The organism is Paraburkholderia sp. (assembly GCF_024281035.1).
Lineage (GTDB): Bacteria > Pseudomonadota > Gammaproteobacteria > Burkholderiales > Burkholderiaceae > Paraburkholderia.
This window is the reverse complement of record NZ_JAMXLH010000020.1, coordinates 1-23,744: the sequence shown is the minus strand read 5'-3', so window position 1 is coordinate 23,744 and position 23,744 is coordinate 1. Positions and strand designations below refer to the sequence as shown.

Annotated in this window: 18 protein-coding genes; 9 read left to right on the top strand and 9 right to left on the bottom strand. The window is 62.4% G+C overall.

Annotated features, from left to right (window positions below; all coding sequences use genetic code 11):
- Positions 1–25 precede the first annotated feature (25 nt).
- The 5 genes from Q0L30_RS04815 (at position 26) to Q0L30_RS04795 (ending at position 7,365) form a co-directional block, all read left to right on the top strand.
- Positions 26–1,456 (top strand): fimbrial protein, encoded by a 1,431-nt coding sequence (locus tag Q0L30_RS04815; protein ID WP_296651916.1) that lies wholly within the window; start codon positions 26–28, stop codon positions 1,454–1,456.
- Positions 1,365–2,273: a molecular chaperone gene (locus Q0L30_RS04810; RefSeq protein ID WP_296651913.1), complete on the top strand. Its 909-nt coding sequence runs from the start codon at positions 1,365–1,367 to the stop codon at positions 2,271–2,273. The genes Q0L30_RS04815 and Q0L30_RS04810 overlap by 92 nt, the downstream gene beginning before the upstream one ends.
- A 193-nt stretch (positions 2,274–2,466) precedes the next feature.
- The gene (locus tag Q0L30_RS04805; protein ID WP_296651910.1) at positions 2,467–3,774 is read left to right on the top strand and encodes a fimbrial protein; all 1,308 of its coding nucleotides are present in this window, start codon (positions 2,467–2,469) and stop codon (positions 3,772–3,774) included.
- A gap of 517 nt (positions 3,775–4,291) precedes the next feature.
- Positions 4,292–5,662 (top strand): fimbrial protein, encoded by a 1,371-nt coding sequence (locus Q0L30_RS04800; protein WP_296651907.1) that lies wholly within the window; start codon positions 4,292–4,294, stop codon positions 5,660–5,662.
- A 206-nt stretch (positions 5,663–5,868) separates the two neighbouring features.
- Positions 5,869–7,365: a fimbrial protein gene (locus Q0L30_RS04795; protein ID WP_296651904.1), complete on the top strand. Its 1,497-nt coding sequence runs from the start codon at positions 5,869–5,871 to the stop codon at positions 7,363–7,365.
- A 60-nt stretch (positions 7,366–7,425) separates the two neighbouring features.
- Here the strand turns inward: Q0L30_RS04795 and Q0L30_RS04790 are convergent, their stop codons facing one another.
- Entirely contained in the window at positions 7,426–7,944 is a 519-nt protein-coding gene (locus tag Q0L30_RS04790) for a single-stranded DNA-binding protein (protein WP_296651901.1), read from the bottom strand.
- Between the two features lie 646 nt (positions 7,945–8,590).
- On the opposite strand from Q0L30_RS04790, the gene Q0L30_RS04785 reads away from it, so the two are divergent.
- Positions 8,591–9,415: a phosphatase PAP2 family protein gene (locus Q0L30_RS04785; RefSeq protein WP_296651898.1), complete on the top strand. Its 825-nt coding sequence runs from the start codon at positions 8,591–8,593 to the stop codon at positions 9,413–9,415.
- Positions 9,416–9,557: 142 nt separating this feature from the next.
- Here Q0L30_RS04785 and Q0L30_RS04780 read toward each other — a convergent pair whose 3' ends face one another.
- Positions 9,558–9,917, bottom strand: a complete 360-nt coding sequence (locus tag Q0L30_RS04780) for a hypothetical protein (RefSeq protein WP_296651894.1) — start codon at positions 9,915–9,917, stop codon at positions 9,558–9,560.
- 228 nt (positions 9,918–10,145) lie between these two features.
- Between Q0L30_RS04780 and Q0L30_RS04775 the strand changes: the two genes are divergently transcribed.
- Positions 10,146–11,381, top strand: coding sequence for an MFS transporter (locus Q0L30_RS04775; protein ID WP_296651892.1), 1,236 nt, complete (start codon positions 10,146–10,148; stop codon positions 11,379–11,381).
- 61 nt (positions 11,382–11,442) lie between these two features.
- Here the strand turns inward: Q0L30_RS04775 and Q0L30_RS04770 are convergent, their stop codons facing one another.
- Together Q0L30_RS04770 and Q0L30_RS04765 are read right to left on the bottom strand one after the other, a co-directional pair.
- Positions 11,443–13,050 (bottom strand): diguanylate cyclase, encoded by a 1,608-nt coding sequence (locus Q0L30_RS04770; protein WP_296651889.1) that lies wholly within the window; start codon positions 13,048–13,050, stop codon positions 11,443–11,445.
- 146 nt (positions 13,051–13,196) lie between these two features.
- Positions 13,197–14,384, bottom strand: coding sequence for an MFS transporter (locus Q0L30_RS04765; protein ID WP_296651886.1), 1,188 nt, complete (start codon positions 14,382–14,384; stop codon positions 13,197–13,199).
- Positions 14,385–14,820: 436 nt separating this feature from the next.
- On the opposite strand from Q0L30_RS04765, the gene uvrA reads away from it, so the two are divergent.
- Entirely contained in the window at positions 14,821–17,736 is a 2,916-nt protein-coding gene (uvrA, locus tag Q0L30_RS04760) for an excinuclease ABC subunit UvrA (RefSeq protein WP_296651883.1), read from the top strand.
- Between the two features lie 108 nt (positions 17,737–17,844).
- A complete protein-coding gene (locus tag Q0L30_RS04755; RefSeq protein WP_296651881.1) occupies positions 17,845–18,930 on the top strand; it encodes an AI-2E family transporter in 1,086 nt (361 codons plus the stop codon).
- 99 nt (positions 18,931–19,029) lie between these two features.
- On the opposite strand, the gene purU is transcribed toward Q0L30_RS04755, so the two are convergent.
- The 5 genes from purU to Q0L30_RS04730 all read right to left on the bottom strand — a co-directional run.
- Entirely contained in the window at positions 19,030–19,899 is an 870-nt protein-coding gene (gene purU / locus Q0L30_RS04750) for a formyltetrahydrofolate deformylase (RefSeq protein WP_296651878.1), read from the bottom strand.
- Between the two features lie 90 nt (positions 19,900–19,989).
- Entirely contained in the window at positions 19,990–20,850 is an 861-nt protein-coding gene (locus tag Q0L30_RS04745) for a DUF4743 domain-containing protein (protein ID WP_296651875.1), read from the bottom strand.
- Positions 20,851–20,896: 46 nt separating this feature from the next.
- The gene (locus Q0L30_RS04740; RefSeq protein WP_296651873.1) at positions 20,897–21,511 is read right to left on the bottom strand and encodes a LysE family translocator; all 615 of its coding nucleotides are present in this window, start codon (positions 21,509–21,511) and stop codon (positions 20,897–20,899) included.
- Between the two features lie 4 nt (positions 21,512–21,515).
- A complete protein-coding gene (locus tag Q0L30_RS04735) occupies positions 21,516–22,082 on the bottom strand; it encodes an adenine phosphoribosyltransferase (protein ID WP_296651870.1) in 567 nt (188 codons plus the stop codon).
- A 103-nt stretch (positions 22,083–22,185) separates the two neighbouring features.
- Positions 22,186–23,744: monovalent cation:proton antiporter family protein (locus Q0L30_RS04730; protein ID WP_296651868.1), on the bottom strand; the 1,559-nt coding region annotated here is incomplete at its 5' end.

Here is a 23,744-nt window from a genome sequence, read left to right as displayed (position 1 = left end):
GCGTTAATCAAATGGATTCTTTGACATGCTTATTGACCATTCGAATAAAGCCGATCCAGCCCGAGTGAAGATGAAAACCGGACCGGAAACAATGTACGCGCGGCGAACTACTTGGGCGGCAACGCTGGTGCTCCTGGCAATGGTGCTCGTGCCGGGTTCGGTCCTGGCTCAATCGAAGAAGACGGGTTGCTGGAAGATCGAAACCAAAACGGAAAGCAAGGACTCGGAGAAGTATACGCAACCCGGCCTCACCTATGGTCCCTGGACGGGCGCGGTTGAATCGGCAGGTAAAGAGGCGTATCCCATGACAATCCAGATCACGAGTTTCTCCAACGAGGGCGCCTTGCTCGGAAGCACCGTGTCATCGCTCCACGATCTGGGCGCCGGAGGCAATCGCGATCCCTACAGAAGCGAGCAGGTATTGTTTCGGTGCTCGCCCGAGGCAGCCTACGCGATGTACGAGTACTACTCGACAAACGGCAGCAGCGGCACGGCCGGCTCCTGGGACGCTAGCCAGCAATCCGGCATCGCCGGTACCTACCGGTTCCCCCAGAAGGACGTCGTATCGCGTGTCACCAACCTGGACACCGGTGAGGTGGTGACACGCAACTGGAAGATGCGGGCGTTGTCTGGCGTGGATCGAGATGAGCAGGATTGGTTTCTCGTGAAAGTGAAGAATTTCAGCCGGTACAAGGTCGATCTTTTTCAATGCAAGCGCTGCGGTTCAACAGACGATGACGCGAAGCAGCCGATCGCCTACGTCGCGTTCAAGGGCGGATCTAGTGCCCACGATAGCCAGATCAGTGCAGGGCTATCAAACGGCGCCGACCACAGCAGCAGCTATGCGGGCCGGCCTAACGAATGGCCTGGCGCGATTAACCCAAAGCTGGACCTCAAAACGCGAATCAACACGGTGACCTGCGCCGTGCACAATACGACGCCGACGATTCGTTTTCCACCCATGTCGGTGGCGGAGCTCAATAGCTACCATGGCGTCACGATGCCGATCACGATCGACATTCAGTGTGAAAAAAATTTCGTCAAAAACGACAGCGGAACGGCCGCATTTAAAACCGCAATGGGCATCATGGCTCGCGAGGAGAACGCGGCGAGCGCGAAACCGCTGGCACTCGTGACGGGGGGAGACGCCGTGACCTATCTGCTGTCTGACGGCTACGGCAAGAAGCTGAATGTGGCAAAGGGCGTTGGCGTCAAGCTGACCCGGCCGGACAAGTCGGATATGTATTTCCTCACCAAACGTTACCTCACGGAGCGCGGCGCCGTGGACGGCTGGTATCCGGTGCTCCAGGATGCGACGCAAACCGGCTCGGACACCAACTGGCACTACTACACGCGCACCGTCAATGCAACCTTCGAGGCGTTTAAGCCCAAGCAATATAAGGTCACCCCTGGAAAATACAACGCAACGGCGGAAGTCGTCATTTCGATCCAGTGATGTGATGTCGATGTCCGAACGTCATATGCCTGTCCCGGTGAAAACACGGTTCGCCCGGCACGCGGCCAGCCATGCAATTCGTGCGTCGCTCTGCGTGGCCCTGTACGCGGCGACGGCGGGTGCGATGCAGGCTATCGCCGGCGTGACGCCGACGGTATCGCGGGTTGTGATACCTGCGGACGTCACCGAAGTATCGGCGCAACTCGTCAACATCAACACGTATCCGGTGCTGGTTCAGGCGTGGGTCGACGATGGCGAACTCCATACGACGCCACAGGAGTCGACTGCACCTGTCATCGCACTGCCGCCGATCTTCCGGATGGATGCCCATGAGCGGAAAAACCTGCGGTTGATCAATTCGGGCGCGCCGTTGCCGACTGATCGGGAGTCGCTGTTCTGGCTGAGTCTGCACGAAATTCCATCGACGTCGAAAAACAACTTTGGCGACGCGCAGACCGTGACGATCACGATGCGCACCCAGTTCAAAGTATTCGTGCGGCCCGTTGACAAGCTTCCGTATCCTGCGACCGAGTTGCCGAAGCGGCTGACGTTTTCGGTGACCGGCGCGAACGCCGGTCTCGTGCTTTCGGTGCACAACCCAACGCCGTATTACGCGACGATCAGCATGTTGAATGTTTCGGTGGGCGATACATCGCAACCGGCGGCAGTCGACATGCTCGCGCCGTTTTCTGATGCGTCGGTTCGACTGGATAGGCTCCGCGCCCAGGCAGGCGATCAGGCGATGGTTAAGTTCGCGTTGATCGATGACGATGGCAACCAGGTGGAGAGTGAGCGGAGTGCGTCGGTCAACGACTAAGAGGTTTATACGTAACGGCGTGACGCATTTCACCGAATATAAATAGATCGCGGTATTGGCTCATGGAGCCAGATGCGGCTGCTCATTGCGCCGCTGATTCTGCATTTTTGAAGGTAACGTAAAAATTAAAATCAGATTAAAGACAATACGCGCACGGCAAAATGCCTGCGCGGCAACACTGGCATTTCTGGCAATGGCACTCGTACCAGGTTCGGTCCTGGCTGCATCGACTTCGAAGGGTTGCTACAAGATCAACGGCGAAAACATCGACAAGAACTCATCGACGTATACGCAACCCGGCTCCATCGCCAAATCCTGGGGCGGCGCGGCTGACAAGGCGGGTAATGGCGCGTATCCGATGACAGTCCAGTTGACGAGTTTCTCCAACAACGGCGACTTGATCGGAAGCAGCACCGCATCGCTCGACGATATGGGCTACGACGGCGCCGGTGGCTACACAGGTGAACAAATATTGTTTCGGTGCTCTCCCGATTCAGAAGGCGCGATGCACGAATACTTCTCGACAAATGGCGACAACCCTAATTCCGGCGGCACTGAGGTGAACGACAAGACAGGTATCCCCGGTACTTACCAGTTTCCGGAGAATGGCATTGTCTCGCGTGTGACGAACGTGGACACGGGTCAGGTGGTGAAGCGCCACTGGCAAGCGCGGTTGATGACCGGCCTGGATAAAGATGAGCAGGGCTGGTTTCTCGTGAAAGTGAAGAATTTCAGCCGCTACAAGGTCGATCTGTATCAATGCACGGACTGCGGTTCAAAAACGGATTGGAAGATGGAACCGATTGCGTACGTCGCGTTCAAGGGCGGTGCAAGCGGCAACATCACCAGCTCAGGTCTCTCCATTGGCGCCGATCACAATGGCAACGTTTCGGGCTGGCATCACCACTGGCCTGGCGCGATTCACCCAAAGCACAATCTCAACGTGCGAACCGCAAAGGTGACCTGTGCCGTGCGCAATACGACGCCGATGGTTCGTTTTCCACCGATGTCGGTGGAAGAGCTCGAACGCGGCGAGAAGGCGACGATGCCGATCACGATCGACATTCAGTGCGAAAGCGGATTCGGCAAACTCAGTAGCGGACTGAACGAGAATCAAACCGCGATGGGCATCATGGCCCGGGAGGAGAACGTGGGGTACGCAAAACCACTGGGACTCGTAACGGGCGGAAGCGCCGTGAGTGATCTGTTGTCCGACGGCTACGGCAAGAAGAATGTGGCAAAGGGCGTTAGCGTCACGCTGACCCGGCCAGGCAACAAAGGGATGATATTTTTCCTCACCAACCGTTACGCCACGACGGGCGGCTACAAGGACGGCTGGTATCCGGTGCTCCAGGATACAACGCAGACCGGCTCGGACAGCAACTGGGACTACTACACGCGCACGGTCAATGCGACCTTCGAGGCGTTTCGTCCCAAGCAAGATAAGGTCACCGCCGGAAAATACAAAGCGACAGCAGAAGTCGTCATCTCGATCCAGTGATGTGACGCCAATGTCTGAACGCCGCACGCCTGTGCCCCGTCCTGGAACAGGTTGAAAGTAGTCTTCAAGGAAACGCCCGATGCACCGCATCGGGCGTTTTGTATTTGAGGGCGGTATGTAGCCGCTCGTAGTGATAGATGCGCACCAACTGCTCAACCATCGTTGCCGCCTGCCTCTGTCAGAAGGCGGTTCGCCCGGTACGCGGCCAACCATGCGATTCGTGCGTCGCTCCGTGTGGCCATATACGCGGCGTCTGCTGGCGCAATGTCAACGATATGTCGGTGTCCGAACTTTACAAATCACCCGAACAACCTCGCGTTGCGCTGCGTCAATGAACGACGTGATCGGCGAGACGCGAACATCGATAACTATGCTTGACTGTCGCGGTTACGGCGCGAACCGGATCGGCCATTGCCCGTCTCGACGGCCTGTGCGCGTATGTAAGCCGCTCGCCGCCGAAGACGGAGCACATTGCGAAGAAATGAAGCGCTTTCGTCAATCAAATGGATGACTAAAGATGAAAACCAGATTGAAGACACTGCGCACGCGGCAAACTGCCTGCGTGGCAACGCTAGCGCTCCTGGCAATGGTGCTCGTACCGGGTTCGGTTCTGGCTCAATCGACTCTGACGGGTTGCTACAAGATCACCGTCGCAAACAGCGACCCGAACTCGGCGTGGCATACGGAACCCAACGCCATCGTCAAAAGCTGGGACGGCGCATGGGACTGGGCCGGTGATGGCGCGTATCGGATAACGGTCCAGATGACGAGTTTCTCAAGCGACGGCGACTTGATCGGAAGCGGCACCGCAACGGTCGACGATATGGGCTACAGCGGCGCCGGTGGCTACAACGGCAACCAGATATTGTTTCGGTGCTCTCCCGATTCAAGCGCCTCGATGTTCGAATTCTTCTCGACAAACGGCGATAACGATAATGCCGGCGGTACCGACGTTAGCAAATTAACCGGTATCCCCGGTACCTACCAGTTTCCTGAGAAGGGCATTGCATCGCGCGTGACGAACGTGGACACGGGGCAGGTGGTGAAGCACACCTGGCAAGCGCGCTTGATGACCGGTCTGGATACGGATAAGCAGGGCTGGTTTCTCGTGAAAGTGAAGAATTTCAGCCGGTACAAGGTCGATCTTTTTCAATGCAAGGCCTGCAAATCATTCGAGCAGAACGCGCAGCCGATCGCGTACGTCGCGTTCAAGGGCGGTGCAAGCGGCAACATCCCCAGCCAGTATCTCAAGATTGGCGACGATCACAGGTACAACTATGATGGCTGGCATCACTACTGGCCTGGTGCGATTCACCCAAAGCAGAATCTTAAGGTGCGAACCGACAAGGTGACCTGCGCCGTACGCAATACGACGCCGGTGGTTCGTTTTCCAACGATGTCGGTGGCGGAGCTTGAACGCGGCGAGAAGATCACGCTGCCGATCACGATCAACATTCAGTGCGAAAACGGATTCAGCAAACTCAGTAGCGGACTGAACGCCAATCAAACCGCAATGGGCATCCTGGCGCGGGAGGAGAACGTGGGGTACGCAAAAAAACTGGGCCTCGTAACAGGCGGAAGCGCTGTGAGTGATCTGCTGTCAGACGGCTACGGCAAGAAAAATGTGGCACAGGGCGTTAGCGTCACGCTGACCCGGCCGGACAAAGGGATCGTATTTTTCCTCACCAACCGTTACGTCACGATGGGCGGCTACAAGGACGGCTGGTATCCGGTGCTCCAGGATACAACGCAAACCGGCTCGGACAACAACTGGGACTACTACACGCGTACGGTCAATGCGACCTTCGAGGCATTTCGTCCCAAGCAAGAGAAGGTCACCGCCGGAAAATACAATGCAACCGCGGAGGTCGTCATCTCCATCCAGTGACGTGACGCCAGTGTCCGAACGCCATACGCTTGCCTCGATCCAAAAACGGTTCGCAAGGTACGAGGCCGGCCTCACGTTACTCGATGGGTCAGTGAACGGCGCGCGCTGCGAGCCGCGAATGTTGAACTATGGTTGAATATCGCGGGTACGACGCAAGGCGGACAACCCACTCCGAGTGACGCCTTGCGGCACAAGGATTATTCGACATGCTTATTGACTGTTCGAATGAAATCGATCCAGCCAGCGTAAGGATAAAAACCGCATCGGAAACCCTGCGCGCGCAGACGGACAGACGTTCGCGCGTCAGCGACGCTCAAAGCGCCTTGCGCTTTTTGGGGCCGGTGATCCGGGGCGCGCGGCAAAGTGCCTGCGTGGCAACGCTGGAGTTCCTGACAATGACGCTCGTACCGGGTTCGGTCCTGGCTGCATCGCTTGAGAAGGGTTGCTGGAAGATCGAAGGCGAAACGAGCAGCGAGTACTCGCCAAAGTATACGCAACCCGGCACCATCGCCAGATACTGGGGTGGCGCGACTGACGGCGCGGGTGCGGCCGCGCATAAGATGACGGTCCAGATGACGAGCTTCACCAGGGACGGCGCCTTGATCGGAAGCAGCATCTCATCGCTCAACCATCTGGGTCGTGAAGGCCTCAATGGCTACAACGGCGAGCAGGTATTGTTTCGGTGCTCTCCCGATTCGGTCGTCTCGATGCACGAATTCTTCTCGACGAACGGCGACAACAGGCATGCGGGCGGTACTGATATGAGCCACGAGTCCGGCGTCCCCGGCACCTACCGGTTCCCTGAAAAGGACATCGTATCGCGCGTAACCAACGTGGACACCGGTCAAACAGTGACGCGCAACTGGCTGGCGCGGCAGATGAACAATCTGGATACGGATAAGCAGGGCTGGTATCTCGTGAAAGTGAAGAATTTCAGCCGGTACCAGGTCGAACTATTTCAATGCAAGACCTGCGGTTCTGAATCGAATAACGCGCTGCAGCCGATCGCGTACGTCGCATTCAGGGGCGGAGCCAAAGGCACCCACGTCATCAACGACGCGCTGGCGGTTGGCACCGATCACGCGGTGAACACCACAGGCCAGCCTGAATTCTGGCCTGGCGCAATTAGCCCGAAGCGGGACCTCACCGTGCGAACCGGAAAGGTGACCTGTGCCGTACGCAATACGACGCCGGTGGTTCGTTTTCAGACGATGTCGGTGGCGGAACTCGAGAGCAGGAAGAACGTCACGCTGCCGATCACGATTCGCATTCAGTGCGAAAAAGCATTCGGCAAACCCAGTAGCGGAACGGACGCCAATCAAACCGCAATGGGCATCATGGCTCGCGAGGAGAACGCGGGGAACGCAAACCGGCTTGGACTCCTGACGGCTGGAAGCGCCGTGAGTCATCTGCTGTCTGACGGCTACGGCAAGAAGAATGTGGCAAACGGCGTTGGCGTCAAGCTGTCCCGGCCGAACGGCAAGCAGATGTATTTCCTCACCAACCGTTATGTCACGATGGGCGGCGCCAAGGACGGCTGGGATCCGGTGCTCAACGATGCAACGGAAAGCGGCTCGGACAGCAACTGGAACTACTACACGCGCACGGTCAATGCGACCTTCGAGGCGTTTGATCCCGGGAAAGAGAAAGTCACCGCCGGAAAATACAACGCGACAGCGGACGTCGTTATCTCGATACAGTGATAAAAAGAAAAACCCCGCACAAAGGCGGGGTTGATCTTTACCGTTTTCGACTACGAGATTTCAAAACGGAATATCGTCATCCATTTCATCAAAACCGCCGCCAGCCGGCGCGTTCGAACGACCACCGCCACCACCGCCGCTCGCACGCGGCGCGCCGCCACCAGCCGCACGACCGCCGCCACGCGGCTGCTCGGCCGGCTCGCGGCTATAGCCGCCGTCATCGCCGCCCATCGACGCCCCGCCGCTGCGGCCACCCAGCATCTGCATCTGGTCCGCCACGATTTCCGTCGAGTAACGGTCGGTGCCGTCCTGCGCCTGCCACTTGCGCGTGCGGATACGACCCTCGATATACACCGACGAGCCTTTCTTCAGGTACTCCGACACGATTTCGGCCAGGCGGCCAAAGAACGACACGCGGTGCCATTCGGTCATTTCCTTGAATTCGCCCGATGCTTTGTCCTTATAGCGGTCGGTCGTCGCGAGGCGAATGTTCGCCACCGCGTCGCCGCTCGGCAGATAGCGCACTTCCGGATCGGCCCCGAGGTTGCCGACGAGTATGACCTTGTTCACGGATGCCATGAAATTCTCCTGTTGTGCCCAAGGACAGTTTCTTTTGTCAAAGGGACAAGCTATTTGTCAAAAATAGAGCCTGGGGACGTTTCCTGTCAAAGCCCGCGCTCCGCCAGAGTCCGTCCAACAGGACATTCCAAATCAGATCCACACCGGTCGCAACACGGCCCCACATATTCGAACCCGTCGCAACTGGCCTGGCATCCCGAACTCCTCCAGTGAAGGAGATCGATTTGCCCGAAATTGTAACCGAGGGCCGCGGGTTGCCCCCATCGAGCATTCGAACGATGGCCAATATGGATATGGCGACGCGGTCAAGCCTGGCCTTGGGTCGGGGATCGTTGCCCACCAATCGCCGGGCATCGGTCGAATCGACATCGATGCTGAGCGGCTTCGTCACCGTACGCCAGTCATTCTTCACTCCGACGAAACGGCAGCCACCCTGCGCAACAACAAGCAACTGCTCGCCAGGTGCGCCATCAGCGCTTTTCGTTCGTCTCGCATACGGTCGTCGTGGGCTACACTCAAGGCCGCCGGAACGACTGCGTGAGCCTTGTACCCAGCGATAAACAGCGTTTCGCCTTCAATTTCGGGGTAGATGAGTTATGGAACGCTGCCTTTGCCAATTTAAAGGTTCGCCAGGGAGCGACCAGGCATGCGTCTGAGCAAGTTGTTGCGACGGTCCTCCCGTATAGCGTCCGAAACCGAAGACGGCAAGTCACAGGGTTGGAGATTTGCACTTCACCGTATCGGCTTCGCGAGGTTTTTGGCGGCCGTCACTCTCATCCTGGGAGGCATGTGGCTATTTCTCGGTATTCTTGAAGACGTTCTCAGCAGCGACCCTTTGGTCACCGTCGACCGGATGCTTCATGACCGCCTGCAGGTGCTTCGCGTTCCGCTGTTCGACCACGTGATGGTGGCAGTTTCGGAGCTTGGCGATGCGGCCGTCACGATTCCCGTGTGCCTGGCCGTGCTCGCCGCGCTCCTGTTTCGGCGCGAATGGCGGTCGGCCGGCTACTGGATCGTTGCGATCGCGGCGGCTGAAGCCTCGGTCAAGTTGCTCAAGCTCGCTGTTCAGCGGTCCCGGCCAGTGTCGATCTACGAAGGCATTGAGCGTTTTTCCTTCCCCAGCGGCCACGCGACGTTGAGCATTGTCGTCTATGGCTTCCTCACCTACCTCGTGTGTCGAGGGCTTCGGAGGGCGGTGCAGTTCAGGATTGCCATGACAATCGGTCTGGTCATAGCGCTAAATTCCTTTTCGCGTCTCTACCTCGGCGTTCACTGGTTTTCCGACATCATCGCGGGTCTCAGTCTCGGCATGGCCTGGATTACGTTTCTATCGGTCGCCCATCATCTGCGGGATCGAGACAGGCAAGGTTCCTCCGTGCTGTGGATATCCGCACTTGTGACTTTCCTGGCCGCTGCCGCGATTCACATCGCCCTGTCCCACGCCGTTGATTCTGGACGCTACGCCATGTAGCCGAAGATGGGATCAGGGACGAATATCCACTTCACGCATTCATACGCTGGCGCGCACGGTCATTGCGCAACACCTCATCTGACCGCGCGACGCCAGCCTCATGCGTCGGAGCAGGCACAACGGGAGCATTACCGGAAGGCCTTCAGGGCTTCACGGTATGCCACATACCCTTGAATCCGTCGCCTTTCATTTGACCGGCTTGTTTGTCCTGCGCAAAGCGATACAGGGGGTGGCCCTTGTAGGTCCATTGATGCTTTCCGTCACTGGCGGCGATGAGCCCCCAGTCGCCGCTCGCCTTGTCGTATGAATCCGCGACGGCTGCGGACCAAATGGCGGTACAGGCGCCGACGCAGGCGCTCTTGCCCGGCACCGTGTCCTTGTCGAACGTGTAGAGCGTCATTCCATCGTCGTCGACGACCATTCCGTTCGAAACCTTTGGAGTCTCCGCGGCCGACACAATGGGCAGGGCGCAAACAATGATGCACAACAGGGTTCTGGTCATGATTTCAATCCTTGCATAGGTGCGGCGGCAACGTCACCGCACGACCGAACGGCGCGAAGATCGCAACCGGGGCTCGAAGCCGTGCCAAAGATCGACACTGCGCGACTCGCGTAACACTTAAACGATTGATCCGGGGTCCTATTCCGTTCCTAGCGCGCTACGCTCTGATGCACGGCGGACGGATGCGCGCGCATGGCGTAATGTCGAGGCGAAACCTCCGGTACCGCGATGTCACCTGCCAGGACTCCCGTTTCAATCCTGCTCCCGCAAGCGGGCGTGGACCGGCGTGCGCTGCTGCTGCTCGCTGCGCGGAGTCTGCGCGGAATCTGCGACGGGTTCGTCGCCGTGCTGCTGCCCGCGTATCTTCTGTCGCTCGGTTTCGGGAAGCTCACGGTAGGCCTGATCGGCACCGCGACGTTGTTGGGCTCAGCCGTTGCGACTGTCGTCGTCGGCTTGATCGGCGGCCGTTACCCGCAGCGCGCGCTGTTGCTCTTCGCCGCCGCCCTGATGGCCGCAACCGGCCTGGCGTTTGGATTCCTGTCGTCACTCTGGCCGCTGCTCGTGGTGGCGTTTGCAGGCACGCTCAACCCGAGTTCGGGCGATGTCAGCCTGTTTTTGCCGCTCGAGCACGCACGCCTCGCCGAATTCGCGCAGGGCGACGCCCGAACCGCGCTTTTCGCCCGCTACAGCCTCGTCGGCGGGCTGTCGGCTGCACTCGGCGCACTCCTCGCCGGACTCCCGGACTGGATCGCCGCGCATACCGTCGTTTCCGCGCTCGTCACCATGCGCTCGATGTTCATCGTCTACGCGCTCACAGGCGTCGCTGTATTCCTGCTGTATCTGCGTTTGCCGAAACGTGAGGCGCACGCGGCGACGGTCCACACGCCACTTGGGCCGTCGCGCGGGTTCGTCACACGTCTTGCGCTCCTTTTCGCCGTCGACGCGTTCGCGGGAGGCCTGCTCGTCAACTCGCTGCTCACGTTGTGGCTGATCCAGCGCTTTGGTCTTTCGCTTGCCGCCGCAGGACAGTTCTTTTTCTGTTCCGGCCTGCTGGGCGCGGGTTCGCAACTGGCCGCCGCACCCATTGCTCGCAGGATCGGCCTGCTCAACACCATGGTGTTCACCCACATTCCTTCGAGCGTGTGCCTGATCGCGGCCGCCTTCACACCAACCCTACTGCCGACTCTGGTCTTGTTGCTTGTGCGCAGTGCGCTGTCGCAACTCGATGTGCCGACCCGGAGTGCTTACGTGATGGCCGTCGTGACGCCCCCCGAACGACCGGCCGCCGCGAGCTTTACGGCGGTGCCGCGCAGCCTCGCGGCGGCGGTGGCGCCGACGATCACAGGCGGGCTGCTTGGAGCCGGCTGGCTCGGCGCGCCGTTGATCGTGTGCGGCACGCTCAAGATCGCCTACGATCTCGCGGTGCTTGCCGCTTTCCGCCATATCAGACCCGACGGAGGATGATCGTGACCGGCAGGCAAGGCACCGGCACGCGGCACATCGTCTGGAGTCGTCACTCGCGAGGCTATGGTCCCGGCACGTGGGCGGTTTGTTTGACGCCCGCTTTCGAAGTCAGGTCCTGCAACGCCGCGGCGACGTCGTCGATTACGACCGCCTTCACCTGATTGCGCCCCGCCGACTTGGCGACGTACAGCTGCGCATCCGCCAGCTGGAGCAGTTGCGCCGGTTCGCCGCCGCGCGTCGACCACGCAGTCGCACAGCCGATGCTCACGGTCACCATGCCTTGCGCGCTGCCCTCGTTGGGCAGCCCCAGCGCCTCCACGCGCTCGCGGATGGTTTCCGCAATGGTGAGCGCGTCCGCACCGGGCGTCTCGGGCAGCACCGCGGCGAACTCCTCGCCGCCGTAGCGCGCGACGATGTCGATCGTGCGTCGCGCCGCCGCGCCGATGCAGTGTGCGACGGCGGCAAGCGCCCGGTCTCCGGCCGCGTAGCCGTGGCTGTCGTTGAACATCTTGAAGTGGTCGATATCGACGAACAGGATCGACAGCGGCGTGCCGTGGCGCCGCGCAAGCTCCCACGTCGCGGCGAGCCGCATTTCGAGCACCCGGCGGTTCGACAATCCGGTCAGCGGATCGGTCGCGGCGAGCATCGCCAGATCGCGCTGCGCCCGGATCTTGTCGCGCATGGCGAACGCGAGCGCCCACGTGCCGAGCACGAGCAGGACCGCGAATGCGAGCGCAATCACTTCCGTCACGATGCTCTGCCAGCGCCAGTTCGCGAGCACGCTATCCAGTGTCGGCGCAACAATCGCGATCAGCGGCGTGCCCTGGATACGCGAAAACGAATAGATGTGCTGCACGCCGTGTTCGTCCGCGCCGATGACCGAGCCGCTGCGCTGCGCCGCAATCGTCGCAAAGGCGGGCAAGTGCGCGATGCTGGTGCCGATTTCGTCTTCGGAAAGCGGCTTGCCCGCCAGCACCGTGCCGTCGTTGCGCACGATCAGCAAGCGGCCGCTTGCATCGACGTTGATGTACGAGAACAGTTGCCGCAGGCGCTCGACGGGCAGTATGACGACCCCGACGCCCTCGAAGATGCCGTCCGGTCCGTCGATGCGGCGCGTCAGCGCGATCGACAACTCGTTGTCCGGGGGACGGAACGGTTGCGACACATAGAGGCCGACTTGCCGGTCGCGCCGGTGAACGGCGAAGTACGGACGGTCGCCGAGATCGGCGCCCTTGTCGGCGCGGCGCGCGCCTTCCAGGACGCGTCCATCGGCGCCGACCACGAATGCGCCCTCCGTCGCGGGGCCGAACAGGATCCGCGAGCGCAGATCATCGGGCAGATTCCATACGCGCACGTCTTGCGCGCCCGACACCATTCTTTGTAGATAGAGGTCGTGGAACTGCGCGTTTTGTTCGATATCGCAGGCGATGGAGGCGATCAGGTTCTCCGACGCCTCGCGTGCCCGGTAGGACACTTCCGCGCGTGACGCGAAGATGCTGATGAGCGGCACCGCCGCGACAGCAACGGCGATGATCGACCCGCAGAGGGCGACGATCCACGGATGATTGCCGACGCGCTGCGTGATGGCGGTGGCCAGCCGGCCGTTCCGTGTGCGCCTTGTGCGCCTTGTGCGTCGTGCGGTGGCGGATGAGGGAGACGGCTCTGCCATGATGGCCCCGCGATCGGTTCCCCGGTTCGGTCCTGGCAGACCGCCGAAAAACGCGTTGAGGGTGCGAGCCGTGAGCGGCGCGCGCAAGGCGGGTGTCTTCCGCTCGCGCGGAGCGCCTTGGCGCCAATAATACCCTTGTGCCGGTATCAGGCGCGCTTGGGCGGCGCCTTCATGTTGGCCGCGACAATCAGCCAGGACAGGACGAGCCCGGAGCACGTATAGAACACCGTGCTTGCGCCACCATGCTTGAGCAGCCAGCCGCCGACCACGCCGCCGAGCGCGAGCCCGATGGACTGCGTGGTGTTGTACACGCCCGTGGCCGCGCCCTTGCGCGCGCCCGGCGCGAGCTTCGAGACGAGCGACGGCTGCGACGCTTCCAGGATATTGAAGCCGAGGAAGTAGATGAAGAGCACCGCGCCGACGATCGTCAGCGTGTGCGCGAGCGAGCCGAGCAGCAACTGGCCGATCAGGATGAGCGCAATCGCGCTGACGAGCACCGCCTTCATCTTGCCCTGCTTTTCGGCGACGATGATGGCCGGGACCATCATCACGAATGCGAGACCCATCACCGGCAGATAGATCATCCAGTGCGACGAGACCGGCAGGCCCGCATCGACGAGCAGGCGCGGCACCACGAGGAAGAGCGCCGTCTGCGTCGCGTGCAGCACGAGCACGCCGTAGTTCAGGCGCAGCAGCTCGACGTTGTGCAGTACCTCGGCAAAGGGCGCGCGCACGTGCACGGGCTTGGGCGCATCGGGCACCACCCAGAGCACGACGCCCACCGCGAGGATCGAGAACACGCCGACCAGCGTGAAAAGCCCGCTCATGCCGACCCAGTGAAACACGATCGGTGCGCCCACAATGGCGACCGCGAACGAAATGCCGATCGAGCCGCCCACCATCGCCATGGCCTTGGTGCGGTGCTCTTCGGCGGTGAGGTCGGCAATGAACGCGATCACCGCGGACGACACCGCGCCCATGCCCTGAATCACCCGGCCGACGATGATCCAGTTGATGTCGTGCGCGAACGCGGCGACGAAGCTGCCGAGTGCGAAGATCACGAGCCCCGAGGCGATCACGGGTTTGCGCCCGATCCGGTCGGAGAGCCAGCCGTAGAATATGTAGAGAAGCGATTGCGTGACGCCGTAAGCGCCGAGCGCGATGCCGACCAGCAGCACGTTGTCGCCGCCGGGGATCGTTTTCGCGTAAACCGAAAACACCGGCATGATCATGAAAAGGCCCAGCATGCGCAGCGCGAAGATCGCAGCGAGCGACACGGTCGCGCGCAACTCGGGCGCGGACATGCGTGATGAAGTGGCGGACGGATTGGACATCGGAGAGATGGTCTGATTAGGCTGCCGCTGCCCGCGGAAATGGAACGAGGCGAGCGCGGACTTCGTTATTGCCGTAATGGCTCCCGGCTTGACACCCCTGCGGCTCCGGCATCCTCGCGCGGCGCGGTGCAACGTGCGCCCGTGCCGCGCGGGGTTCCTCCGGTGCTTCCGGTGCTTTCGGCGCCGTCTTGCAACAGCACGCGAACGCCCCATCTGCGATGCAGGAACAACGGCACGCCAGGTTTGACCAAAGCAGTGGTCTCGGCAGTTGTCTGGGCAGTGACCGCAGTTCTCATACCAGTGCTCATTGCAGTACCGGTAACCGCACCCGCGGCATTACCTTTCAAGAGCCTTTAAAGACCGTCAGCAAGCCGTAACGGCGGTCTGGAAAAGTCGTTATAGTAGCAGGTTTAGCCTTCCCTTCTGCTGCAGGTTCATGGAACAAATCCGTATCCGTGGGGCCCGAACCCACAACCTGAAGAACGTCAATCTGGACCTGCCGCGCCACCAGCTCGTAGTCATCACCGGGCTTTCGGGTTCGGGTAAATCGTCGCTTGCGTTCGATACGCTTTATGCGGAGGGCCAGCGGCGTTATGTGGAAAGCCTCTCGGCCTACGCGCGCCAGTTTCTGCAGCTCATGGAAAAGCCGGACGTCGATTTGATCGAGGGTCTGTCACCGGCTATTTCCATCGAGCAGAAAGCGACGTCGCACAATCCGCGCTCGACCGTCGGCACCGTCACGGAAATCCACGATTACCTGCGTCTTTTATTCGCGCGCGTCGGAACGCCCTACTGCCCCGACCACGAAATCGCGCTCGAAGCCCAAAGCGTCTCGCAGATGGTGGATGCCGCGCTCGCGCTGCCCGAAGATACCAAGCTGATGATCCTCGCGCCCGTGGTCGCCGACCGCAAGGGCGAGCACACCGAGCTCTTCGACGACATGCAGGCCCAGGGCTTCGTGCGTTTTCGCGTGCGCTCGGGCGGCGGCACGGCCAATGAGGGCGAGGCGAAGATCTACGAAGTCGAGTCGCTGCCGAAGCTCAAGAAGAGCGAGCGGCACAGCATCGACGTGGTCGTGGACCGGCTGAAGGTGCGCGGCGACATGAAGCAGCGCCTTGCCGAATCGTTCGAGACGGCGCTGCGCCTCGCCGAAGGCCGCGCCATCGCACTCGAAATGGACACGGGCAAGCAGCACCTGTTCAGTTCGAAGTTCGCGTGCCCGATCTGCTCGTACTCGATTCCCGAACTGGAACCGCGTCTTTTCTCGTTCAACAACCCGATGGGCGCGTGCCCGGAATGCGACGGCCTCGGCCAGATCACGTTCTTCGATCCGAAGCGCGTGGTCGCGCATCCGTCGCTGTCGCTCGCGGCGGGCGCGGTGAAGGGCTGGGACCGGCGCAACCAGTTCTACTTCCAGATGCTGCAGAGCCTCGCGGCGTTCTACGATTTCGACATCGACACCGCTGTCGAGGATCTGCCCGAGAACGTGCGCAAGATCCTGCTCTACGGCTCGGGCAAGGAAGAGATTCCGTTCTCGTACATCAACGAGCGCGGCCGCACTTCGGTGCGCGCGCACGTATTCGAAGGGATCATCCCGAACCTCGAACGCCGCTACCGCGAGACCGATTCGGTCGCCGTGCGCGAAGAACTCTCGAAGTACCAGAACAACCAGGCCTGCCCGCACTGCGAAGGCACGCGGCTGCGCCGCGAAGCGCGTTTCGTGCGGATCGGTTCAAACGCGGGCACCAATGCGGGCGCGGCCGGCGACGCGCGCGGCATCTACGAGGTGAGTAGCTGGCCCCTGCGCGATACGCTCGGCTACTTCCAGACGCTGCGGCTCGAAGGCGCGAAGCGCGAAATCGCCGATAAGGTCGTGAAGGAAATCGTCGCGCGCCTGATGTTCCTGAACAACGTGGGTCTCGACTATCTCTCGCTCGATCGCAGCGCGGAAACGCTCTCGGGCGGCGAAGCGCAGCGCATCCGCCTCGCTTCGCAGATCGGCTCGGGCCTCACCGGCGTGATGTACGTGCTCGACGAGCCGTCCATCGGCCTGCATCAGCGCGATAACGACCGCCTGATCGCCACGCTCAAGCACCTGCGCGACCTCGGCAATTCCGTGATCGTCGTCGAGCACGACGAGGACATGATCCGCATGGCCGATTATGTCGTCGACATGGGCCCGGGCGCGGGCGAGCATGGCGGCATGGTGATCGCCCAGGGCACGCCGGAGGAAGTGGAGAGCGACCCGGCGTCGATGACCGGCCAGTACCTCTCGGGCGCGCGCCGCATCGACTACCCGGACGAGCGCAGGGAACCCGACGAGCGCCGCCTGCGCATCGTCGAGGCGCACGGCAACAACCTCAAGCGCGTGACGCTCGACCTGCCCGTCGGCCTGCTCACCTGCGTCACGGGCGTCTCGGGCTCCGGCAAATCGACGCTCATCAACGACACGCTCTATCACGCGGTCGCACAGCATCTGTACGGCTCGTCGGCACAACCGGCGCCGTTCGAGGCGATCGAGGGCATGGAGCACTTCGACAAGGTCATCAACGTCGACCAGTCGCCCATCGGTCGCACGCCGCGCTCGAACCCGGCCACCTACACGGGCCTCTTCACGCCGATCCGCGAGCTGTTCGCGGGCGTGCCTGCGGCCAAGGAGCGCGGGTACGATCCGGGCCGCTTCTCGTTCAATGTGAAGGGCGGGCGCTGCGAAACCTGTCAAGGCGACGGCGTTCTCAAGGTGGAAATGCACTTCCTGCCGGACGTGTACGTCCCGTGCGACGTCTGCCACGGCAAGCGCTACAACCGCGAAACGCTCGAAGTGCAGTACAAGGGCAAAAACATCAGCGAAGTGCTCGACATGACCGTCGAGCAGGCCTACGGCTTCTTCAAGGCCGTGCCGGTCGTGGCGCGCAAGCTGAAAACGCTGCTCGACGTCGGTCTCGGCTATATCCGGCTCGGCCAGTCGGCCACGACGCTCTCGGGCGGCGAGGCGCAGCGCGTGAAGCTCTCGCTCGAGCTATCCAAGCGTGACACCGGCCGCACGCTGTATATACTCGACGAGCCGACCACGGGCCTGCACTTCCACGACATCGCGCTGTTGCTGGAGGTGATTCACCGGCTCCGCGACCAGGGCAACACGGTGGTCATCATCGAGCATAATCTCGATGTCATCAAAACTGCCGACTGGATCGTGGACATGGGCCCCGAAGGCGGCGCGGGCGGCGGCCAGATCGTCGCCCAGGGCACACCCGAGCAGGTCGTGAAGTCGAAGGCGAGCTTTACCGGACGGTACCTTGCGCCGCTGCTCAAACGGCAATCCGATGCGCTGGCAACGTCGGCGGGGAAATAGGGCAGTTGCCCGGGGGAGCACGCGGCAACGTGTGCGGGCACCAACAACAAGGCAGCGAATCAGGGGAATTTAGCGTTCCTGCTGATCTGGAAACGGGATACACGGATCATGGTCAAGCGCAGCGAAGCGACAGACGAAAAACAGGTGCGCGACCTCAGGCCGCGGGCGGTCCGGCTGACGAGCGACATGAGCCTGCCGAATCTCTCGGCCGTCGAAATCGGCAGCTACATCGTCGCGATCGGCGGCTTGTGGACCGTGCTGTACCTGAAACTGCTCGGGGCGCTCCTCGCGGGCATGCTCGTCTACCAGCTGGTTCACACCATCGCACCGTTCATCGAGCGGCGCATGTCGAGCCAGCGCGCGCGCTGGGCGTCGGTGGTGCTCGTCTCGATCGTGATCGTCGGCACGCTGACGGGGCTTATCGTCGGCGTCATCGAGCACTTCGAGCACGACGTGCCGAGCGTCCAGCAGGTCATGACCCAGATGATGTCCTTCGTCGACCAGGCGCGCGGTCGCATTCCGGAGGCCGTCGCCGCTTACCTGCCGGTGGACGTCGACCAGTTGAAGCTCAGGGCCGTCGCGCTCATGCACGAGCATGCCAACCAGCTGGGCCAGGGCGGCAAGAATGCCGCGCGCATTTTCGGGCATATCCTGATCGGCATGATCATCGGCGCGATCATCGCCATCGGCGCGCAAAAGAACACGCAGCGTCTGCCGCTTTCCACCGCGTTCGTCACGCGCGTCGCGCGCTTCGCCGACGCGTTTCGCCGCATCGTCTTCGCCCAGGTGAAGATCTCGGCCATCAACACGGTGTTCACGGCCCTCATGCTGCTGCTCGTCCTGCCGCTCTTTCACTCGCGGCTGCCGCTTGCGAAGACGCTCGTCGTGGTGACGTTCGTGGTCGGCCTGCTGCCCGTGATCGGCAACCTGATCTCGAACACGCTGATCGCGGCCATCGCGCTCACGGTGAGCCTGCCCGCCGCGATCTCCGCGCTCGTGTTCCTGATCGTGATCCACAAGCTCGAATACTTCCTGAACGCGCGCATCGTCGGCGGCCAGATCGAGGCGCGCACGTGGGAACTGCTCGTCGCCATGCTCGTGATGGAGGCCGCATTCGGCATCCAGGGCGTCGTGGCCGCACCCATTTTCTACGCGTATATCAAGCGGGAACTGATTTATCTGCGGCTCGTTTGAATGCGGCCGCAACAAAAAACCGGCGTCCTTGCGGACTGCCGGTTTTTTTACGTCTGTTGCTTTACACCCTGTTTTCGCGGGCGCGCAGCGCGCTGAAGCCTAGCGGAACACCACCGTCTTGCTGCCGTTGAGCACGATGCGATGTTCGACGTGCCACTTCACGGCGCGCGCGAGCGTCACGCACTCGACGTCGCGGCCAATCGCCGTCAACTGATCCGGTGTCATGCTGTGGTCGACGCGCTCCACTTCCTGCTCGATGATCGGACCTTCGTCGAGGTGCGTCGTCACGTAGTGCGCGGTCGCGCCGATCAGCTTCACGCCGCGGTCGAATGCCTGGTAGTACGGCTTCGCGCCCTTGAAGCTCGGCAGGAACGAGTGATGGATGTTGATCGCGCGACCCGCGAGCGAGTCGCACAGTTGCGGCGACAGGATCTGCATGTAGCGCGCGAGCACCACGAGATCGGCGCGCTCGCTTTCCACCACCTCCAGCACGCGCGCTTCCTGCGCGGCCTTCGCCTCCGGCGTGCCGCCGAGCAGCGGGAAATGATGGAACGGAATGTTGTAGCTGGCGGCGAGCTGGTAGAACTCCTTGTGGTTCGAGATGATCGCCGGGATCTCGATCGGCAGCTGGCCCGTACGGTAACGGAACAGCAGGTCGTTCAGGCAGTGGCCGATCTTCGAAACCATGATGACGACGCGCGGCTTCACGTTCGCGTCGTGCAGTTCCCAGCGCATGCCGAATTCCTGCGCGAGCGGCGCGAATGACGCACGCAGCCCTTCGAGGCCCGCATCGCCGCCCACCTGCTGGAAGTGGACGCGCATGAAGAACTCACCCGTGTGACTGTCGCCGAACTGCGCCGAATCGAGAATATTGCCGCCGCGCTCGAACAGAAAACCCGACACGGCATGCACGATGCCCGGCCGGTCGGCGCACGACAGTTTGAGAATAAAGCTGTGATCGGTCGACATGACCCGCGTAACTCCTTCGTATTTCAGGGAAATCGCCGCGCCCTTTCACGGTAACTGCGACGGTAACTGCGACAGTAACTGCGACAGTGACTACGACAGCGTCGGCGGCTCGAAGATCGCGGCGATGCCTTCGCACGCGTCTTCGTCGATCCAGTGGCGGCGCAGCAGGCAGTCGAGCGTCGCGAGACTCGCATCCACGGTCATCGCACCCTCTTCGATCCAGCGCGCGGCTTCGTCGATGCGCGCCAGCCGGTGCTCGCCGACTTCGCCGTCCTGATTGTGCGGAACGAAATCCTCGGGCAGCGCGAGATCGTAGACGAAGACCTGCTCGGCCTGCGTGCCCTCGGGCAGCGATTGCAGCACGTGCACCGTGCGGCCGGCGCGGGCGCGCTGCGCGAGCTCGGCCGCGATGCCCGCCTCTTCCCAGCATTCCTTGACGATCGTGGCCTCGATGCCGAAGCCCCAGCCAATGCCGCCCGCGACGACGTTGTCGAGCATGCCGGGGTCGGTGGCCTTGGTGTCGCTGCGGCGCGCGATCCATAGCTGCGGCGCGCCGGGGGAAGCCGGGCCCGCATATTCTACGACGCCGTTCAGATGCACCGCCCAGGTCATCGTCCCGAAAAAGCGCGACGCGGCGCGCTCGATATACGCGAGCGGCGGCGCATCGAAGGCGTTGCGGATCGCGTAGGTTTCGTCGCGCCAGCCCGGGATGCGACCGTCTGCCGCAAGCGCGCCGATTACCGCGCCGAGCGCCGCGCTGCGCGAAGTCAGGTTGTCGAGCGCCGGCGACATCGCCACGCGCGCGCCGTCCACGTCGAATACGTCGGGCCAGCGCGCGAGCAATGCGGCGTCGGTCTTGCGAATCCAGCCGACGCGCTCGGCGCCGATCCAGAACGGCAGATGGGCGCTCACGTCGAAGCGGCGCGCGGCGCTAATGCAAGGCAAGGTCATCGTGGGAGGCTCCAGCAGGCTCCAGCGGAGCGGATCAGTCGCGCAATCAGTCGCGCAGCGCGACACGAAGGCCGAGTCCGATGAACGTGAGGCCCGCGAGCCGGTCGAGCCACACGCTCGCGCGCGGCCGGCGCTTGAGCCAGCCGCCGATGGTTCCCGCGCACAAGCCGATGATCGAGAACGCGACGACGGTCTGCAGCATGAACGCGAGGCCGAGTTCGAGCATCTGCAGCGTCACGCTCTGCGCGCCGTGCGCATCGACGAACTGCGGCAGGAACACGACGAAAAACAGCGTGACCTTCGGGTTCATCATGTTGCCGAGCACGCTCTGGCGGAAGATCGTCGAGAGCGGCTGACGCGGGCGGTCGCCCGCGGCGGCGAGCCCCTGGCTCCTGAGCGCCTTCACGCCGATCCAGATGAGGTACGCGGCGCCCGCGAGCTTGAGGATCTGGAACGCGAGCGGCGACGAGCGCAGCAGCGCGGCGATGCCGAGCGCGGCGAGCGTCGTGTGAAACGTCACGCCGGCCGCGAAGCCGAGCGCCGCGACGAGACCCGCCGCGCGACCCTGCGAAATGCCGCGCGCGAGCACCTGGAGGTTGTCGGGGCCGGGCGCGAAGGTGATGGCGATCGACGTCGCGAGAAACAGCGCGAAATTGGGCATGGGATCAGTGTCCGCCGAAGGATGTGATGGTGAAAAGCGGCAGGCCGGCATCGGTCAGCAGCTTCGAGCCGCCGAGGTCGGGCAGGTCGATGATCGCCGCACCTTCGACGACCGTCGCGCCGAGCCGCTCGAGCAGCAGCTTGCCCGCGAGCATCGTGCCGCCCGTCGCGATCAGATCGTCGACGATCACGACACGGTCGCCCTTGCGGCAGGCGTCATCGTGAATCTCGACGGTCGATTCGCCGTATTCGAGCTTGTAGGTCTCGGCCACGGTCTTGTACGGCAGCTTGCCGATCTTGCGGATCGGAATGAAGCCCACGTTCAGTTCATACGCAACGATCGGCCCGATGATGAAGCCGCGCGCGTCGAGACCCGCGACGTAGTCGAGCTTCGCGTCGACATAACGCTCCACGAACAGGTCGATCAGGATCCGCAGGCCTTTCGCGTCGCCGATGAGCGGCGTGATGTCGCGAAACTGCACACCCGGCTGAGGCCAGTCGGGCACCGTGCGGATCAGGTTCTTCACCAACTGCGCAGGTTCGGCCGGCGCGTTCGCAGGTGCGTTAGACATGATTTCTCCGGGTATTGTCAGTGCTAATAAAAGCAAAAATGCTGGATTCGGGTTTGGGCGCCGATGCACAAGCGCGCAGGCAGGCACATTCAGGCAGACGCATTCAGGCCGCCGACGTCCCCGCCGCGCCGGCACCGGCCTTGCGGTGCCGCGAAAGCCGTTCTTCGGCCTTGGCGAGGTGCTCGGGCAGGCCGCGAATGACGATGATGTCGTTTTCGCGCAGCTTCGTCGACGGATCCGGCTCGACGCCGCGAATGCCATGCCGGCGGATCGCGGTCACCTCGACGCCGAGGTCGTACAGCCCCAGTTCGGCAAGCGTGCGGCCCACGGCGTCGGCGCGCGCATCGACCGGTACGGATTGTAGCCGCACCTGCTCGTGGCCGTCCTCGCCGACATCGTCGGTGCCATGGAAATAGCCGCGCAGCAGGCTGTAGCGTTCGTCGCGCAGTTCTTCCACGCGCCGCACGACGCGGCGCATCGGCACGCCCATCAGCACGAGCATGTGCGAGGCGAGCATCAGACTGCCCTCGACGATCTCCGGAATCACCTCGGTTGCACCCGCCGCGAGCAGGCGTTCGAGATCGGCGTCGTCGACGGTGCGCACGATCGTGGGCAGCGTCGGCTCCAGTTCGTGGATGTGGTGCAGCACGCGCATCGCCGACTGCGTGTTCGCGTAGGTGATCGCCACCGCCGCCGCGCGGTGAATACCGGCCGCGACGAGCGACTCGCGCCGCGCCGCGTCGCCGAACACCACCGATTCGCCCGCTGCCGCCGCCGCCGTCACACGGTCCGGGTCGAGGTCGAGCGCCACATACGAGAGCCCTTCGTATTCGAGCATGCGCGCGAGGTTCTGCCCGGCGCGCCCGTAGCCGCAGACGATCACGTGGCCGCTTTGCTTGATGCTCTGCGTGGCGATGCGCGTCATCATCAGCGACTGCTGCATCCATTCGGTCGACGACAGGCGCAGCACGATGCGATCGGCGTTCTGGATCAGGAACGGCGCCGCGAGCATCGAGAGCAGCATCGCGGCGAGAATCGCCTGGAGCAGCGTGGGATCGACGAGATGCTTGTCCAGAATGAGGTTCAGCAGCACGAAGCCGAATTCGCCGGCCTGAGCGAGACCGAGGCCCGTGCGCATCGCGACGCCCGGCGAGGCGCCAAAGATGCGGGTGAGCGCGGTGATGAGCACCGCCTTGAGCACGACCGGCCCGATCAGGAACGCGCCCACCATGAGCGGGTGCTGCCAGATCACGTGCGGATTGAGCAGCATGCCCGTGGTCACGAAGAAGAGGCCGAGCAGCACGTCGCGAAACGGCTTGATGTCCTCTTCCACCTGGTGCTTGTACGGCGTCTCGGCGATCAACATGCCCGCGATGAACGCGCCGAGCGCAAGCGAAAGGCCGAATTTATCGGTGATAAAGGCCGCGCCGAGCGTGACGAGCAGCACGTTCAGCACGAACAGCTCCTGCGAGCGGCGCCGCGCGACCACGTTGAACCAGCGCGTCATGAAGCGCTGCCCGACGATCAGCAGCAGCGCGAGGGCCACGACGATCTTGATCGCCGCGACGCCGAGCGCGCTGAGCAGGTTCTCCGAGCGGCCGCCGAGCGCCGCAATGATGATCAGCAGCGGCACCACCGCGAGATCCTGAAACAGCAGCACGC